The 15,275-nt window shown below is 68.8% G+C and carries 16 protein-coding genes; 11 read left to right on the top strand and 5 right to left on the bottom strand.

The genetic code is table 11. The annotated features are described in order from the left end of the window. Positions 1-93: 93 nt before the first annotated feature. The 3 genes from topA to proC all read left to right on the top strand — a co-directional run bounded on the left by topA (position 94) and on the right by proC (position 4,898). Complete coding sequence (topA, locus tag GVV77_RS09520; RefSeq protein WP_159617852.1) at positions 94-2,841, top strand: type I DNA topoisomerase; 2,748 nt, start codon at positions 94-96, stop codon at positions 2,839-2,841. A gap of 129 nt (positions 2,842-2,970) precedes the next feature. Further along, positions 2,971-3,771, top strand: a complete 801-nt coding sequence (locus GVV77_RS09515; protein WP_159617851.1) for a sugar phosphate isomerase/epimerase family protein — start codon at positions 2,971-2,973, stop codon at positions 3,769-3,771. Between the two features lie 281 nt (positions 3,772-4,052). Continuing rightward, positions 4,053-4,898, top strand: coding sequence for a pyrroline-5-carboxylate reductase (gene proC, locus GVV77_RS09510; RefSeq protein WP_159617850.1), 846 nt, complete (start codon positions 4,053-4,055; stop codon positions 4,896-4,898). Positions 4,899-4,937: 39 nt separating this feature from the next. Here proC and GVV77_RS09505 read toward each other — a convergent pair whose 3' ends face one another. Together GVV77_RS09505 and GVV77_RS09500 are read right to left on the bottom strand one after the other, a co-directional pair. Continuing rightward, on the bottom strand, positions 4,938-5,606 hold the full coding sequence (locus tag GVV77_RS09505; RefSeq protein ID WP_120167756.1) for a potassium channel family protein: 669 nt from the start codon (positions 5,604-5,606) through the stop codon (positions 4,938-4,940). After that, positions 5,599-7,011, bottom strand: coding sequence for a TrkH family potassium uptake protein (locus GVV77_RS09500; protein WP_159617849.1), 1,413 nt, complete (start codon positions 7,009-7,011; stop codon positions 5,599-5,601). The genes GVV77_RS09505 and GVV77_RS09500 overlap by 8 nt, the downstream gene beginning before the upstream one ends. Before the next feature lie 124 nt (positions 7,012-7,135). Between GVV77_RS09500 and GVV77_RS09495 the strand changes: the two genes are divergently transcribed. From GVV77_RS09495 to GVV77_RS09480, 4 genes are all read left to right on the top strand, one after another. Then, entirely contained in the window at positions 7,136-8,338 is a 1,203-nt protein-coding gene (locus GVV77_RS09495) for an acetoin utilization protein AcuC (RefSeq protein ID WP_246199724.1), read from the top strand. 52 nt (positions 8,339-8,390) lie between these two features. After that, positions 8,391-8,930: an ArsR/SmtB family transcription factor gene (locus tag GVV77_RS09490; protein WP_159617848.1), complete on the top strand. Its 540-nt coding sequence runs from the start codon at positions 8,391-8,393 to the stop codon at positions 8,928-8,930. Between the two features lie 238 nt (positions 8,931-9,168). Beyond that, positions 9,169-9,378, top strand: a complete 210-nt coding sequence (locus GVV77_RS09485; protein WP_159617847.1) for a helix-turn-helix domain-containing protein — start codon at positions 9,169-9,171, stop codon at positions 9,376-9,378. A 194-nt stretch (positions 9,379-9,572) separates the two neighbouring features. Continuing rightward, on the top strand, positions 9,573-9,671 hold the full coding sequence (locus GVV77_RS09480) for a 30S ribosomal protein bS22 (protein WP_003792170.1): 99 nt from the start codon (positions 9,573-9,575) through the stop codon (positions 9,669-9,671). A 166-nt stretch (positions 9,672-9,837) separates the two neighbouring features. Here GVV77_RS09480 and GVV77_RS09475 read toward each other — a convergent pair whose 3' ends face one another. Continuing rightward, positions 9,838-10,650 carry an HAD family hydrolase gene (locus GVV77_RS09475; protein WP_159617846.1) on the bottom strand — a complete coding sequence of 271 codons (813 nt, stop codon included), beginning with the start codon at positions 10,648-10,650 and terminating at the stop codon, positions 9,838-9,840. Positions 10,651-10,711: 61 nt separating this feature from the next. On the opposite strand from GVV77_RS09475, the gene GVV77_RS09470 reads away from it, so the two are divergent. The 3 genes from GVV77_RS09470 to GVV77_RS09460 all read left to right on the top strand — a co-directional run bounded on the left by GVV77_RS09470 (position 10,712) and on the right by GVV77_RS09460 (position 12,835). Then, positions 10,712-10,972, top strand: coding sequence for a glutaredoxin family protein (locus tag GVV77_RS09470; RefSeq protein ID WP_159617845.1), 261 nt, complete (start codon positions 10,712-10,714; stop codon positions 10,970-10,972). Positions 10,973-11,188: 216 nt separating this feature from the next. Further along, positions 11,189-11,968 carry a maleylpyruvate isomerase family mycothiol-dependent enzyme gene (locus GVV77_RS09465; RefSeq protein WP_201293202.1) on the top strand — a complete coding sequence of 260 codons (780 nt, stop codon included), beginning with the start codon at positions 11,189-11,191 and terminating at the stop codon, positions 11,966-11,968. A 153-nt stretch (positions 11,969-12,121) separates the two neighbouring features. After that, the gene (locus GVV77_RS09460; protein ID WP_159617844.1) at positions 12,122-12,835 is read left to right on the top strand and encodes a redox-sensing transcriptional repressor Rex; all 714 of its coding nucleotides are present in this window, start codon (positions 12,122-12,124) and stop codon (positions 12,833-12,835) included. Positions 12,836-12,845: 10 nt separating this feature from the next. Here GVV77_RS09460 and GVV77_RS09455 read toward each other — a convergent pair whose 3' ends face one another. Beyond that, complete coding sequence (locus GVV77_RS09455) at positions 12,846-13,616, bottom strand: hypothetical protein (RefSeq protein WP_159617843.1); 771 nt, start codon at positions 13,614-13,616, stop codon at positions 12,846-12,848. A 248-nt stretch (positions 13,617-13,864) separates the two neighbouring features. Further along, positions 13,865-14,416 (bottom strand): YceI family protein, encoded by a 552-nt coding sequence (locus GVV77_RS09450; protein WP_159617842.1) that lies wholly within the window; start codon positions 14,414-14,416, stop codon positions 13,865-13,867. 173 nt (positions 14,417-14,589) lie between these two features. Between GVV77_RS09450 and GVV77_RS09445 the strand changes: the two genes are divergently transcribed. Further along, complete coding sequence (locus GVV77_RS09445; protein WP_159617841.1) at positions 14,590-15,261, top strand: histidine phosphatase family protein; 672 nt, start codon at positions 14,590-14,592, stop codon at positions 15,259-15,261. Positions 15,262-15,275 lie beyond the last annotated feature (14 nt).

Here is a 15,275-nt window from a genome sequence, read left to right as displayed (position 1 = left end):
CATACCGCATACTGGGAGGGGTAGAGCCAGCAGCGGAACCCCCGCCGCGCGCCATCGACGGACTGGCTCAGCACCCCCGTATCGAGGAGAGAAGTGCCCACTAAGGCATCGGACAAAAAGCACGGAAAAAAGCTCGTCATCGTCGAGTCACCCGGCAAGATCAAGACCATCGCCGGCTACCTCGGGGAGGGCTTCGAGGTCGCGGCTTCGATGGGCCATATCCGTGACCTGCCCCAGCCCTCCGACCTGCCGGCCGAGATGAAGAAGAGCTCGGTGGGCAAGTTCGCCGTCGACGTCGAGAAGGACTTCGAGCCGTACTACGTCGTCTCCTCGGACAAGAAAAAGAAGGTGGCCGAACTCAAGGCCGCTCTCAAGGACGCCGACGAGCTCTATCTCGCAACCGACGGTGACCGCGAAGGCGAGGCCATCGCGTGGCACCTGCTCGAGGTGCTCAAGCCCAAGGTTCCGGTCTACCGGCTCACCTTCCCCGAAATCACGAAGGAAGCCGTCCAGCGCGCCCTGCTGGAGATGCGCGATCTTGATATTCCGATGGTCGACGCCCAGGAGACCCGCCGGATCCTCGACCGCCTCTACGGGTACGAGATTTCCCCGGTGCTCTGGCGCAAGGTGGCCCGCGGCCTGTCCGCCGGGCGCGTGCAGTCCGTCGCCACCCGGCTGGTCGTGGAGCGCGAACGCGAACGCATGGCCTTCCGTGCCGCCTCCTACTGGGACCTCACCGGGTCCTTCACCCCTGCCGAGGCCGCCAAGGGCGGGGCGTTCCCCGCGAAGCTTGTCTCCGTCGACGGCAGCCGCATCGCCTCCGGCAAGGACTTCACCGACCGCGGAGAACTGAAGACCTCCGGGGTGGTGCGCCTCGATGAGCAGGCCGCCCGGTCCCTGGCCACGGGTCTCGAGGCCGCCGCCTTCACCGTGCGCTCGGTGGAGACGAAGCCCTACACCCGCCGTCCGGCCGCGCCGTTCACGACGTCGACCCTGCAGCAGGAGGCCGCCCGCAAGCTGCGCTTCTCCTCCAAGACCACCATGCAGGTGGCCCAGCGGCTCTACGAAAACGGCTACATCACCTATATGCGTACGGATTCCCCGGCGCTGTCCGACCAGGCCGTCAACGCCGCCCGCCGCCAGGCCTCGGAGCTGTACGGCGCGGAATACGTGCCCGAGGCCCGACGGATCTACAAGGGCAAGTCCAAGAACGCGCAGGAGGCCCACGAGGCCATCCGCCCCGCCGGGGATTCCTTCCGCACCCCCGCCCAGGTCGCCAAGTCCCTGCGCGGCGACGAGTTCCGGCTGTACGAGCTGATCTGGAAGCGCACCGTCGCCTCCCAGATGGCCGACGCCAAGGGCTCCACCGCCTCGCTGCGGCTCGGCGCCGTCAGCGCCGACGGGCGCGACGCCGAGTTCACGGCCTCGGGCACCGTCATCACCTTCCGCGGCTTTATGGCCGCATACGAGGAGGGCCGCGACGCGGACCGCAACCAGGACGGCGGCGACGACGCCGGCCAGGGCACCCGCCTGCCGAACGTGGCCAAGGGCGACGCGCTCGGCGCCGAGGCCATCGAGGCGCTCGGCCACGAGACCTCGCCGCCGCCGCGCTACACCGAGGCCTCCCTGGTGAAGGTCCTCGAAGAGCGCGGCATCGGCCGTCCCTCGACCTATGCCGCTACCATGTCCACGATCGTCGACCGCGGCTACGTGCGGGTCCGCGGCCAGGCCCTGGTGCCCAGCTGGATCGCGTTTTCGGTGGTGCGCCTGCTCGAGGAGCACTTCAACAACTACGTCGACTACGACTTCACCGCCGAACTCGAGGAGGACCTCGACCGGATCGCCCGCGGCGAGGCCGGCCGGGTCGAATGGCTCGACCGGTTCTACTACGGCGACCGCAAGGACACCGGGCTTCACACCATCGTGAACGACCTCGGCGAAATCGACGCCCGCCGCATCAACTCGGTGGAGATCGCCGACGGCATCACCCTGCGCGTGGGCAAGTTCGGGCCCTACCTTGAGAAGCCGCTGCCGGCCGACTCGCCCGAGGGCGCCGAGCCGCAGCGCGCCAATGTGCCCGAGGACCTCGCCCCCGACGAGCTGACCGCCGAAAAGGCGATTGAGCTGATGGAGTCCCCGGTCTCCCAGGAGCGGGTGCTCGGTGTCGACCCCGAAACGGGCCGGACCATCGTGGCCCGGGACGGACGCTACGGGCCCTACGTGATCGAACTGATTCCCGAGCCGACCGAGGCCGAGCTCGCGGCCCAGCCGGTGGAGTACTACAAGAACGGCAAGCCGAAGCCGCCCAAGAAGCCCGCCAAGGTCAAGCCGCGCACCGGTTCGCTGTTCAAGTCGATGTCGGTGGAAACCGTGACGCTCGACGAGGCGCTGAAGCTGATGAACCTGCCCCGGGTCCTGGGTGAGGACGCCGAAGGCAAGGAGATCACCGTCCAGAACGGACGATTCGGGCCGTACCTGAAGAAGGGCAGCGACTCACGCTCCATCGGGTCCGAAGAGGAAATCTTCACGATCACCCTCGAGCAGGCCCTTGAGATCTATGCCCAGCCCAAGCAGCGCGGCGGACGCACCGCGACCCCGCCGCTGGCCGAGTTCGGCGACGACCCGGAGAGCGGCAAGGCGATCGTGGTGAAGGACGGCCGCTTCGGTCCGTACATCACCGACGGCATCACGAACATCACGGTCCCTGGCTCAATGGCCCTGGAGGAGCTCAGCCGGGAACAGGCGATCGACATGCTGGCGGAGAAGCGGGCCAAGGGGCCGGCTCCCAAGAAGACGACCCGGCGCGCCCCGGCCAAGCGCAAGGTAGCGGCGGGGAAGTAGCCCGCGGCGGCACGGGGTGTGCTGCGGGGTGCCTCGATGGACAGGATGAGTGGCTCGACGGATGGCGGAAGAATGCGGATAGGCGGGCTGGACACTGGCGCGGTGCACCCGTCGGGCGGGGCGGTCTAGATGACGCTCCCCGAGGAACCCCGGACCCCGATCCCCGTGGCGCTTTCCAGCGCCTCGGTGTACCCGCTGTCGGTGCACGACGCCTTCGCCATGGCACAGGATCTCGGGTACGACGGCGTGGAGGTCATGGTGACCAACAACTCCACCAGCCAGAACCCGGACCTGCTGCGCGGCCTGAGCGCCCGCTACGACCAGCCGATCCTGGCCATCCACGCCCCGACACTCCTGCTGACCCAGCAGGTGTGGGGACGGGCGTGGACGAAGGTCGAGATGTCCGCGGCCATGGCCGCCGAAGTGGGCGCCAAGACCGTCGTCGTGCATCCGCCGTTCCGCTGGCAGAGCGGCTACGCCGAAAACTTTGCGGAGGGGATCCGCCGGGTCACGGACGAATACGGCATCAAAATCGCCGTGGAGAACATGTATCCGTGGAAGGTCCGGGGGAGGGAGGCGAAGGCGTACCTCCCGCACTGGAACCCGATCCCGGAGCCCTACGACGCGGTCACCTGGGATTTCTCGCACGCGGCGATCGCGGGCATGGATTCCTTCGAGGAGATCCGGGGCCTTGGGGAGCGGCTCTCCCATGTCCATCTCACCGACGGCACGGCCAACGGCAAGGACGAACACCTCGTGCCCGGCCAGGGGGAGCAGCGCTGCGCCGAGGCGCTGCGGCACCTGAAGGACTCGGACTGGGGCGGCGTCGTGGCGGTCGAAGTCAGCACGCGCAGGGCCCGCGGGGCGGGCGAGCGTGAGGAGTGGCTCGCACAGACGCTCTCCTTCGCGCGGGAGCACCTGGGCCACTGACCGCGCAGGTAACCGGTCACCGGCCGGTCCCGGCGGGCGCACCCCGTCCCGCGCCCGAGGCGAATCGGCCATGAAAACGGCGGTTAACGCAGTGACGCCGCCGGTGTGGCCAGGTACTGGGGGAACACGTGGCCTACCAGCGGCGCCGGACCGGATCAGGAGAATCCGGCCCTCATCACTCGCACCTTCATGAGGTACGCAGAACGCTACCGGTCCATCTTGTGACTCCCCGGCGAAAATGCTGGGAGAACGCTGGGAGTCGCCCGTGGCAGGATTGATCCATGAGCGAAACTTCCCTTCACCTTTCCTTCCTCGGCACCGGATCGATGAACGAGGCGATCCTCGGCGGGCTGCTCTCCGCGGGGCGCGACCCCTCAAGCGTCACGGCGACCGTGCGGCGTCCCGACCGGGCCCGGGAGCTCCGGGACCGGTACGGCATCGAGGTCCTCGCCGCCGGGGACAGCCCCGAGGCCAACCGGGAGGCGGCCGCCGCGGCGGACGTCGTCGTCGTCGGGGTGAAGCCAGCCGGCGTGCTGCCCCTGGCGCGGGAGATCGGCCCGTCCCTGCGGCCGGACACCCTGGTCCTCAGCGTGGCCGCCGCCGTGACCACGGCGATGATCGAATCGGCGCTGCCCGCCGGGCAGCCCGTCATCCGCACCATGCCCAACACCCCCTCCCGGCTGGGCAGGGGCGTCCTGTCCATCTCTGCCGGTGCGTCCGCGGGTCCGGAGCACCTGCGGACGGCCCGGGACCTCCTGTCCGCGGCCGGGACCGTGGTGCAGATCCCCGAGGAGCAGGTGGACGCGCTCTCGGCGGTCAGCGGCTCCGGGCCGGCGTATGCCTTTTACCTGGCCGAGGCGATGGCCGCGGCGGGGGAGCGGCTGGGCCTCGAACCGGACCTGGCACGGCTGATCGCCAATGAGACTGTCGCCGGGGCGGGCTTCATGCTCGCCGAGGACGGCGCCGACGCCGCAGCGCTGCGCCGCGCCGTGACCAGCCCGAACGGGACCACGCAGAGCGCCGTCGAGACCTTCGACCGGGAGGGCCTGGCCGAGATCGTGGCGCGCGGCGCCCGTGCCGCCACCGAGCGCGCCGCCGAGATCACCCGGGAACTCGGCGGCAGCTGAGGCGGGGGCCCCGGCGCACCTGAGCGGCCCCGGCCGGGATCAGGGGCGGGCGGCGAAGCGTTCGAGCAGGTCGACGTGGCCCGAGACGATCAGCATGTCCCGGCCGGAGACCTTCGTGTCGGCCTGCGCGTACGTGAAGTCCTCGCCCGGGGACTTCACCCCGACGACGGTGACCCCGTACTTGGAGCGGACCGAGGACTCGGCGAGGGTAAACCCCTGCGTCTCCTTGGGCGGGTACATCTTCACAATCGCGAAGCCGTCGTCGAATTCGATGAAGTCGAGCATCCGGCCGCCCACCAGGTGCGCAGCGCGCTGCCCGGCGTCGGCCTCGGGGTAGATCACGTGGTTGGCGCCGATGCGCTTGAGGATCTTTCCGTGCGACGGGGTGATCGCCTTCACCCACAGATGGTCGATGCCCAGGTCCACAAGGTTGGCGGTGATCAGCACGCTCGACTCGATGGAGGTGCCCACGCCGACGACCGCGGCGGTGAACTCCTGCGCTCCCAGCTGGCGCAGCGCATCGAGGTTGGTGGCGTCCGCCTCGACGACGTGGGTGAGGGTTCCGGCGAACTTCTGCACCAGCTGCCCGTCCCGCTCGATGGCCAGGACCTCGCGTCCCTGCTTGACGAGCTGCTCGGCCGTCGCGGCACCAAACCGGCCAAGACCGATCACCAGGACCGGGGCGTTGTGTGCTGGTCTGTCAGCCAATGATCGGCCTTTCTTCGGGGTAGTGGTACAGGGTGCTGCGCTGGCGCAGGGCCAAGGCGGAGGCAAGGGTAATTGTGCCCATCCGGCCCGCGAACATCAAAGCCGCGAGCACGTACTTGCCCGCCGGCGGAAGCTCCGCGCTGAGGTTGGTGCTCAGCCCGCAGGTCGCGAAGGCCGAGATCACCTCGAACAGCACCCGGTTCAGGCCCTCCCCGGAGATGGCGAGGATGGCGCCGGTGCCGACCAGCACCAGGGTGGCACCCATAAAGATCACCGAGATTGCCACCCGCAGCGTGCCCTGCGGGATGGTGCGCCCCCACGCCCGCACGTCGGCGTCGCCCCGGGCCTCGGCCACAATGGCAAGGAACATCACGGCGATGGTCGTCACCCGGATGCCGCCGGCGGTGGAGGCCGACCCGCCGCCGGCGAACATGAGGGCATCGGTCAGGAGCATGGTGGTGGAGTCCATCGCCGCCTGGTCGACCAGGTTGAATCCGCCCGAGCGGGTCATGACCGAGGCGAACAAGGCGTGGATGACCTTGTCGCTGGCGCTGAGGCCCCCGATCGTGTCGGTGTTGGACCACTCGAGGGCGCCCCAGGCCAGCGTGCCCACCGCCAGCAGGATCAGGGACACCGTCACTGTCAGCTTGGTGTGGAGGTTCCATTTCCGGTACCGCCAGCGGGTCTGGAGCAGGACCATGATGACGGGGAAGCCGAGGCTGCCGAGGAACACGCCCACCATGAGCGGCACGATGATCCACAGGTCGGTCTGGTAGGGGATGAGGCCGTCGGAGTGCGGAGTGAACCCGGCGTTGTTGAAGGCTGAGATGGCGTAGAAGATTCCGTGCCACACCGCCTGGCCCAGCGGTTCCCCCAGGATGACGAAGCGGGGGATCATGGCCAGGGCGAGCACGAGTTCGATCACCACGGAGGTGGTGATGACGATGCGCAGCAGGGTGCCGATCTCCCCGAGCCTGCCGGCGTTGTTGAGCGCCTCCTGGGCGATGAGCTTCCCGCGCACGCCCAGGCGCCTGCTCACCACCAGGGCCAGCAGTGAGGCCAGGGTCAGGGTTCCCAGGCCGCCGATGAAAATGCCGAGCAGGATGATCAGCTGTCCCAGAAAGGACCAGTGGGTGGCCGTCGAGACGACCGTCAGTCCCGTCACGCACACCGCCGAGACCGCCGTGAACAGCGCGTCATGAAGCGGGGTGACGGTCCCGTCCGAGGAGGCCGCCGGCAGGCTTAGGAGCCCTGTGAACAGGAGGATGACGGCGACGAAGATGCTCAGGGCCAGGCGGGCCGGCGAGCTGTTGGCGAACCCGTCAAGGAAGTCGCGCAGGCGCGCCAGGATGCGCGTGAGCCCGCTCCGATCTTCCCTCAGCCACGGAGGCTGCTGAGTAATCATTGACGCCGCTTGCCCCGTTGCTGTTGATGCCGCCGTAGCGGCCCGAATGTTGTCCTTGGAGTAGTAAATCACTTTCACCTCTGCTTCGTGGCCGAAGTTCGGGGCATCGCGTAGCCTGAGGGCGATGTCTAATTCCTCCGCGCCCGCGCCCCCGACACACGTTGTCTGGGACGATGAGATGCTCGCCTATAACTTCGGCCCGCATCACCCGATGAACCCGGCCCGGCTCGCGCTGACGGCCCGGCTGGCGCGCGAGATCGGACTGTTCGACCTCCCCACCGTGTCGGTGGTGCGCCCGTTCGTGGCCGCCGACGCCGAACTGGCCACGGTGCACAGCCCCACGTACATCGCCGGGGTGCGCGCGGTGAGCGCCGACCCGAACACCGCGCGTCCCGAGTTCGGCCTGGGCACCGCCGACACCCCGGGCTTCGCCGGCATGCACGAGGCCAGTGCCCGGCTGGTCGGCGGCTCGCTGGCTGCGGCCGACGCCCTCGTCGCAGGCACCGCACTCCACGCCGTGAACTTCGGCGGCGGCATGCACCACGCGGCGCGCGCGGCGGCCAGCGGCTTCTGCATCTACAACGACGCCGCCGCTAGCGTCCAGCGGCTCCTCGACTCCGGGGTGGCGCGGGTGCTCTACCTCGACGTGGACGCCCACCACGGGGACGGCACCCAGAGCATCTTCTGGAACGAGCCGCGGGTCATGACCATCTCCCTTCACGAGACGGGCATGAGCCTGTTCCCCGGAACCGGCTTCGCTAACGAGACCGGCGGCCCCGGCGCCGAGGGCACCGCGGTCAACGTTGCCCTTCCGACCTCCGCCGGCGACGCGGCCGTCCTGCGTGCGTTCCACGCCGTGGTGCCCCAGCTGGCAGAGGTGTTCGCGCCCGAGGTGATCGTCAGCCAGCACGGATGCGATTCCCACCTGGCCGACCCGCTGACGAACCTGAGGCTCAGCGTCGACGCGCAGCACGCGATGATGCTTGGCGCCCGGGACCTTGCGGAGCGCCTGTGCGGCGGGCGGTGGATCTCCACCGGCGGCGGCGGATACAACCTCACCAACGTGGTGCCCCGCTCCTGGAGCCTGCTCATCGCGGTGGCGGCGGGAGCCGCGGTCGGGCCGTCCACCCCGGTGCCGCCGGCGTGGCGGGACCACGTGCGCGAACGCTACGGCTCCACCCCGCCGGCCCTGATGGGCGACGGCGCCGACACGTGGTGGCGGTCCTGGGAAGTGGGCTACGATCCCGGCGACGACCTCGACCGCTCGGTCATGGCCACCCGCCGGGCCGTGTTCCCGCTGCACGGGCTTGACCCGTGGTTCGACTGAGGACCCAGCGGGTCGGGATGCCGTCGGCGGCATATATCGCTAGGGTGAAGTAATGGGTATCGACGACGTGTTTGCAGTCATCGCCGAGCGCACGCGGCGGGACATCCTCGAGCTGCTGCGCACCGAGGGGAAGTCGGTCGGGCAGCTCGTGGGAGAGCTCGGCGTGAGCCAGCCGACGGTGTCGAAGCATCTCAAGGTGCTGCGCGAGGCCGGCCTGGTCACCATGCGAGCGCAGGGCCAGAAACGCTTCTATTCGCTCGAATCCTCACCCCTGCTCACGGTGCAGGACTGGATCGCCGGCTTTACCGCCGGGCCGGTCGAGGCCGCCCCCGAGATGCCGGTTCCCTCCGCCGCCCCCGGGCCCGCTCCCGCGGCATCGGAGGCACCCGTCTCCGCGGAGGAGGTGCCGGTCGGCGCAGGGGCCCCGGCCGCAGGAGTGCTGGCGGCGGCTGCGCTCGCGCCCGCCGGATCACCGCGGGCCACGGCGGAGGCAACGCGGCAGCAGCAGATCGGCAGGACCATGGGGCGGGCAGCCGAACGGGCGGCCGACCTGATCTCCCAGCTGCGGCGCCGGAAGGACCACGAGCGGTAGCGCGCGGCCGATGCGCCTGCCGATGCGCCGCCATCGGACACCCCGGCCGGCCTTCGCCGGCGGGTGAAGGAGCCTCCCTACCACAGGGGCTTTCACTTTTGTCACAGGTGCCACTAGAGTACCGTCCTAGGCAGAAAATCCTCATGCTTCGAGGCGGCGTATCCATTACGCGCATCCGGCATCAGTTCGAATGCCGGTCTCAGGGTGGGAAGCCTTCAAGTAAAGGAATAGTGGTGAGATGGCAGACGGGAACTTCTCGGATGTGCAGTTCTTGACGGTGGCGGAAGTCGCCGAGGTCATGCGGGTGTCGAAAATGACCGTCTACCGACTCGTTCACTCAGGGGAACTGCCGGCCGTCCAGTTCGGGCGCTCCTACCGGGTTCCCGAGTCGGCTGTCGCCGATTACCTCCGCCAAGCGCAGGTCGACGGGCAGTCCGCCACCGCGTAGCCGCCGGTCGGGGGCGGCACCAATTGCCTGTACCCTGTTAAGGAACGTTTTGCGCGGTCGGTAGCTGCCGCGCAACTACCGGTTTTACCGGGCCCGCGCCAGTTCGTGCGTGCCCATGTCAGCTCCGGGTGGTCCTGCGCTGTTTTCGCAGCGGGGGCAGCCGCCTGGATTCCTATTAAGTTTGTGAGGACTCTGTGGGTTCAGTAATCAAGAAGCGCCGCAAGCGTATGGCCAAGAAGAAGCACCGCAAACTGCTTCGCAAGACCCGCCACCAGCGCCGCAACAAGAAGTAGGGCAACGCTCTTCTGCTCCACAGCTGGAGGGCCGCCGTCCGGCGGCTCCCCTTCCAGTTTTCCCGGTCCGCAGCCCCAACCCCAGGTTGGAGCGGTGGGCCGGATGTGGTTAACGCCGGCGCGGATGATGGCGGTGATTGACGGCGGAATCCGGTGAGCGGCGTTGTCAGCGGTCGCGCAGTTTCACAAACCCCCGCCACATTCCATAGACGGCTCCCACGCCGGTCGCCGCCTTGAGCCCCAGGGTTGCGGCGCGGCGGCCGCTGCGGAAATCGAACACCGGCCAGTTGTTCGCCCGCGCGTGCCGGCGCAGCCGGGAGTCCGGGTTGATCGCGACCGGGTGGCCCACGCTGCTCAGCAGCGGGACGTCGTTGAAGGAGTCGCTGTAGGCCCAGCAGCGATCAAGGTCGAGGTTGTCCCGCGCCGCCAGCTCCTTCACCGCCGCGGCCTTGGCCGCGCCGTGGAGGAACTCGCCGACCAGCCGTCCCGTGTACAGGCCGTCGGCTACCTCCCCGACCGTGCCGAGGGCGCCGGTGAGACCGAGCCGATTGGCGATGACGCTGGCCACCTCGACCGGCGTACCGGTCACCAGCCACACCTTCCTCCCGGCGGCAAGGTGCTGGTCCGTCAGTGCCCGGGCCCCGGGCCAGATCTTGGAGGCGATCATCTCGTCGTAGACCTCCTCGCCGAGGGCAAGGATGTCCGCGTGGGCGATGCCGATGGCGAAGGCGAGCGCAGCATCGCGCACCGAGTTGACGTCGATCATGGTCTCGCCGCGCAGAACGAACCGGATCTGCTTCCATGCCAGGCCCGCGGCGAAGCGGAGGGTGAACGCACGGCGCTGATACATCTTCCGCGCCACGTGGAAGAGGCTGGCGCCGCGCATGAGCGTGTTGTCAACATCGAAGAAGGCCGCCGACCCGGGCGCGCCGGGCGTATCCAGGGGGAAGGGAAGGTCCTTCCCGGCGGCACCACGCATGATGAAAGTCTAGCCACAAGCGGCGCCCGCGTTGGTGTGCCGCGGCGGGTAGGTTGAAAGGATGAACACCCAGCCCGAAGCCCCGCCGCCCGACGTCGTGCTCGTGACGAAACCGCAGTGCCACCTGTGCGAGGATGCGCGCGCCGTGGTGGAAAGGGTCACCGCCTCGCTGGGCCTGCGCTGGCGGGAACGTTCGGTCACGGACGCGCCCGAGCTGCTGGAGAGGTTCGCGGAGGAACTGCCCGTGCTGATGATCGACGGCGTCCAGCGCGACTTCTGGACGATCGACGAAGAGCGGCTGCGGCGCCTGCTGCAGCCCTAGGATCATCCGGCCCGCACCGGTAGCCGGCCCGGGAGCTCACGGAGGCGGAGGGCCTCCCGCCGCCCTTCCGTGGTGGAGGAAACCTCCGGCGTATGGCGGGGGAAACCTGTTGCACCGGGACCGGCGGTCCTAGGCTTAAGTTGCAGCGTTCAGGCTTCGGCGCAACCGAGCCCCGGAGCCCACCGGACCCGACGGAAGCGAAGGCAGGGATCCGCCATGACCGAGGATCGCCCTCCCATGCGGGCGGCCGAAATCGCCCGGATCGGGCACCAGGAGGCCATGCGGCTGGCGGCAGAGGAGAATCAGCGGTTCTCCACTCTCCTGCAGCAGCTCAGTGCCGGTGACTGGGGCAGGGGGACCGACTGTGCCCGTTGGACGGTGCGGGATGTGGCCGTGCATGTCGTTGCCTCCGCCGAGGCGCAGGCCTCACCCCTTGAGTTCCTGCGCCAGGCGGTGCGGGGGCGCAGGCTGACCGCGCAAATCGGCGGCCAGCACTGGGTGGACGGACTCAATGAGGCCCAGCTTCAGGCTCGACGGGACCTTGGCGCCCCGGACATCCCGGCGCGGTGGGCGAGTGCGGCCGGGGCCGCGCTCAGGTCCCGCAGGCGGCTGCCCGGGGCCATCGGAAGGCTTCGGCTGCTGCCCCTGGGCAGCATGGCCGGCGTCGACTTCGGCTGGCAGCCGCTGAGCTACCTCTTCGACATCGGGTTCACCCGTGACGTCTGGATGCACCGCATCGACATCGCCCGGGCGACCGACCGGCCGCTCAACCCGACCCGGGAACACGACGGGCGCATTGTCGAAGACATCATCGCGGAATGGGCGACCCTCCACGCCGACCCGTTCCACCTTCGACTCACCGGTCCGGCCGGCGGTACCTTCGTCCGGGACGACGACGGGAGCCCTCCCCTGAAAATCGATGCCATTGACTGCTGCCGGATCCTCTCCGGCAGGGGGACGCCCGCGGGAGTGCTCGAGCACCCGCTCCCGCTCTGAGGTCCGCGCGGGCTTCACCCCGGCGAAGTCCGCACTTGGTGGGCCCGACCGCTGCGGCATAGAGTTGAAGGGATTTCGAGTCGGGGCTTTGGGGGCACCGGCTGGAACCGGCGCCGCTTCGGTGGGCCACCTGATGCAACGGAGCAGATTACAGTGACGACGCCAGATGTGCCAGAGCTTCATTCGGTGAGCGCCGATGGCGGGCGCCGCATTCCGCCGGCCTCCCTGACCCGACTCACAATCTACCTGAGGGCACTGAACTCGCTTCTGGCCGAGGGGATCGAACGGGTCTCCTCCGAGGTCCTCGCGGACGCCGCCGGAGTCAATTCGGCGATCCTGCGCAAGGATCTCTCCTACCTCGGTTCGTACGGCACCCGGGGCGTCGGCTACGACGTGCAGTACCTGAACCGCCAGATCTCCACCGCGCTGGGGCTCACCCTCGACTGGCGGGTGGCCATCATCGGCGTCGGCAACCTGGGCCGGGCGCTGGCGGGCTATTCCGGGTTTGCCTCGCGAGGGTTCGAGATCGTCGCGCTGGTCGACGCGGACAAGATGATTGTCGGATCGGAGGTCGGCTGGCTGCGGGTGAGTGCCGTCGACGACCTTGAGACGGTCCTGGAACGGACCCGGGCGAACATGGCGGTCCTCGCGGTGCCGGCACCGGTCGCTCAACAGCTGTGCGACCGGCTGGTGGCCAGCGGGATCACCAGCATCCTCAGCTTCGCCCCCGTGGTGCTCCAGGTCCCTCCGCACGTCCAGCTGCGGAAGGTCGACATGTCAACGGAGCTGCAGATTCTTGCCTACCACGCCCAGCGGGCGCAGGACGCGGCCATCGAGTCGATCACCGACGCCCGCTCGGCGCAGTAGGCGGCGGCCTTCAGTAGCGCGGAGCGGCGGGCTTGAAGTACTCGCCGGCGGGCTTCAGGTAGCACAGGACGACGCCGGCGACGACGAGGATCAGCACGAGGGTCGACAGGAGACCAACCGGGGTGCCGCCTGCGAGGCCGAAGAGGAATCCGAGGACGGACAGGGCGGCCAGGACGGTCAGCGTGATTCGCGCCCAGTTCTTTCCCTTGCGGATCATGAACGCGAGCAGGACGTAGAGGGCGGCGAACAGAAGCCCGACGACGACGCCTACGGTCGTGGCGATCCCGCTGACGGACTCGGGGGAGACCCCCGAGCTTTCGAACTGCTCAAGCTGTTGCGGGGTCAGGCTGGCCAGGGGATCGAGCGAGCTGACGACCGTGCTGACGAGCCCGAGGACGGCCGCCGCGATGATGAGCCAGAAGGCCAGGACCACCCGCTGGGGTGCGGGGCCCTTGGCGGTGGGCGGCATCGAGGCGGAGCCCGGGTACACGTAGCCGGAGGGCTGGGCCGACTGGTAGCCGTACGGCTGCTGCCCATAACCCTGCTGCCCGGGGGAGGCCGGGGGATTCTGGCCGTAGGACTGCGGAGCATTCTGCCCGTAGGCGGGCGGAGCATTCTGCCCGTAGGCGGGCGGAGGGTTCTGCCCGTAGGCGGGCGGGGGGTTCTGCCCGGGGGACGGCGTCGGGTTCTGCCCGTACCGCGGCTGGCCCTCGTTCTGGCCGTACCGTGGCCCGTCCGGGTTCTGCGGGGTGGAGTTGGGGTTCTCGTCAGGTGTGCTCATTGCCGCATCCGTTCGTCAGGCGTGCAGGGTAGGACAAGCCGGCACCTGCCGTGTCGCGGCCCGCCGGATCTTGCGTTCACCCTACCGCGCCGGCGGGCAGAGTCGAGGGTTTGATCCGGCGCGCCCGGCTTCGGCACCGGCGTCCCGGCCGCGTGGTGAACGGAGCCGAACGCAGTGCGCCGCCGGCGTTCCCGAAGGCCCGCCGGCGGCGCAGTGTCAACCGGGTGGAAGACCCCGGCAGGAGTGGATCAGTTGGCCGAAGGTGCCACGAAGGCGGCGTCAACCGAGATGGTGACCTTGTCGCCGACAAGCACACCGCCGGCTTCGAGGGCTGCGTTCCAGGTCAGGCCGAAGTCCTTGCGGGAGATCGTGGTCTGGCCCGAGATGCCCGCACGGGTGGCGCCGAAGGGATCCACAGCGACGCCGTTGAACTCGGCGTCAAGGACCACAGGCTTGGTGATGCCGCGGATCGTGAGATCCCCGGCGATCTTGTAGGTTTCACCCTTGGTCTCGACGGAGGTGGAGGTGAAGGTCATCTCCGGGAAAACCTCGGCGTCGAAGAAGTCGGCGCTGCGCACGTGGGCGTCGCGGTTCTCGTCACCGGACTGGAAGGACACGGTCTTGATGGTGGCGGTGACCTTCGAGTCCCCGAGCGAGGAGCCGACGACCATGGTGGCGTCGACGTCTGCGAAGCTGCCGCGGACTTTGCTGATGCCAGCGTGGCGCACAGTGAAGCCGATCTCACTGTGTGAGGGGTCGAAGGACCAGGTGCCGGTGGTGAGGCCTGTGGGGATGCTCATGGATGTTTCTCCTTGATGGAAGCGGAAAGCTTATGACTATGTAAACATGTTTTTGCATGTTTTATTCCTCGGGGGGTCCCGGTCCGCTCCCGGGGCGCGCTCCGAGGCTTCGAGCCCTGCCGTGCGGGCTGTCCGGATTTAGTCCGGTGGCGGAACTCTGAGAAACTAGGCAGATGCCCCTTGCAACCGTCCACCTGGTGCGCCACGGTGAGGTCCACAACCCTGAGGGCGTCCTCTATGGACGCCTCCCCGAGTTCCACCTGTCCGAACTGGGACGCCGGATGGCGGACCAGATGGCCGCCCACTTCGAAAAGCGGCGCAGCGATGGGGCGAATATCGTCTACCTCGCGGCCTCCCCGCTGGTCCGGGCCCAGGAGACGGCGCAGCCGCTCGGGGTAGCCTTGGGCCTGCCCGTGCACACCGAGGAGCGCATCCTTGAGGCCGAGAACCGGTTCGAGGGGATGTCGAGGGTGAAGAACAGGCTGCGGAATCCCCAGTACTGGCCTTTGTTGACCAACCCCTTCCGCCCTTCCTGGGGGGAGCCGTACTCCCGCCAGGTCGAGCGCGTCATGGCCGCCGTGCAGTTCGCCCGTACCCGAGCCCTGGAACTGGGCGGCGACGCGGACGGTCCGGTCGAGGCGGTCCTCGTCAGCCACCAGCTGCCCATCTGGGTGACGCGGCTGGCGGCTGAGCACCGCCGCCTCTGGCATGACCCCCGGCAGCGCGAATGCACCCTCACCTCGGTCACCTCCCTCGACTTCTCCGGCAGCGACATCACCCGCGTCCGGTACGAAGAGCCGTGCGCGGACCTGCTGCCCGGAGCGGCGAATATTCCGGGAGCGTAGTAGAATTACTACAC

The organism is Arthrobacter zhaoguopingii (assembly GCF_009828605.1).
Taxonomy (GTDB): domain Bacteria; phylum Actinomycetota; class Actinomycetes; order Actinomycetales; family Micrococcaceae; genus Arthrobacter_D; species Arthrobacter_D zhaoguopingii.
The sequence above is the reverse complement of the archived record's forward strand: the minus strand, read 5'-3'. Positions and strand labels throughout refer to the sequence as shown.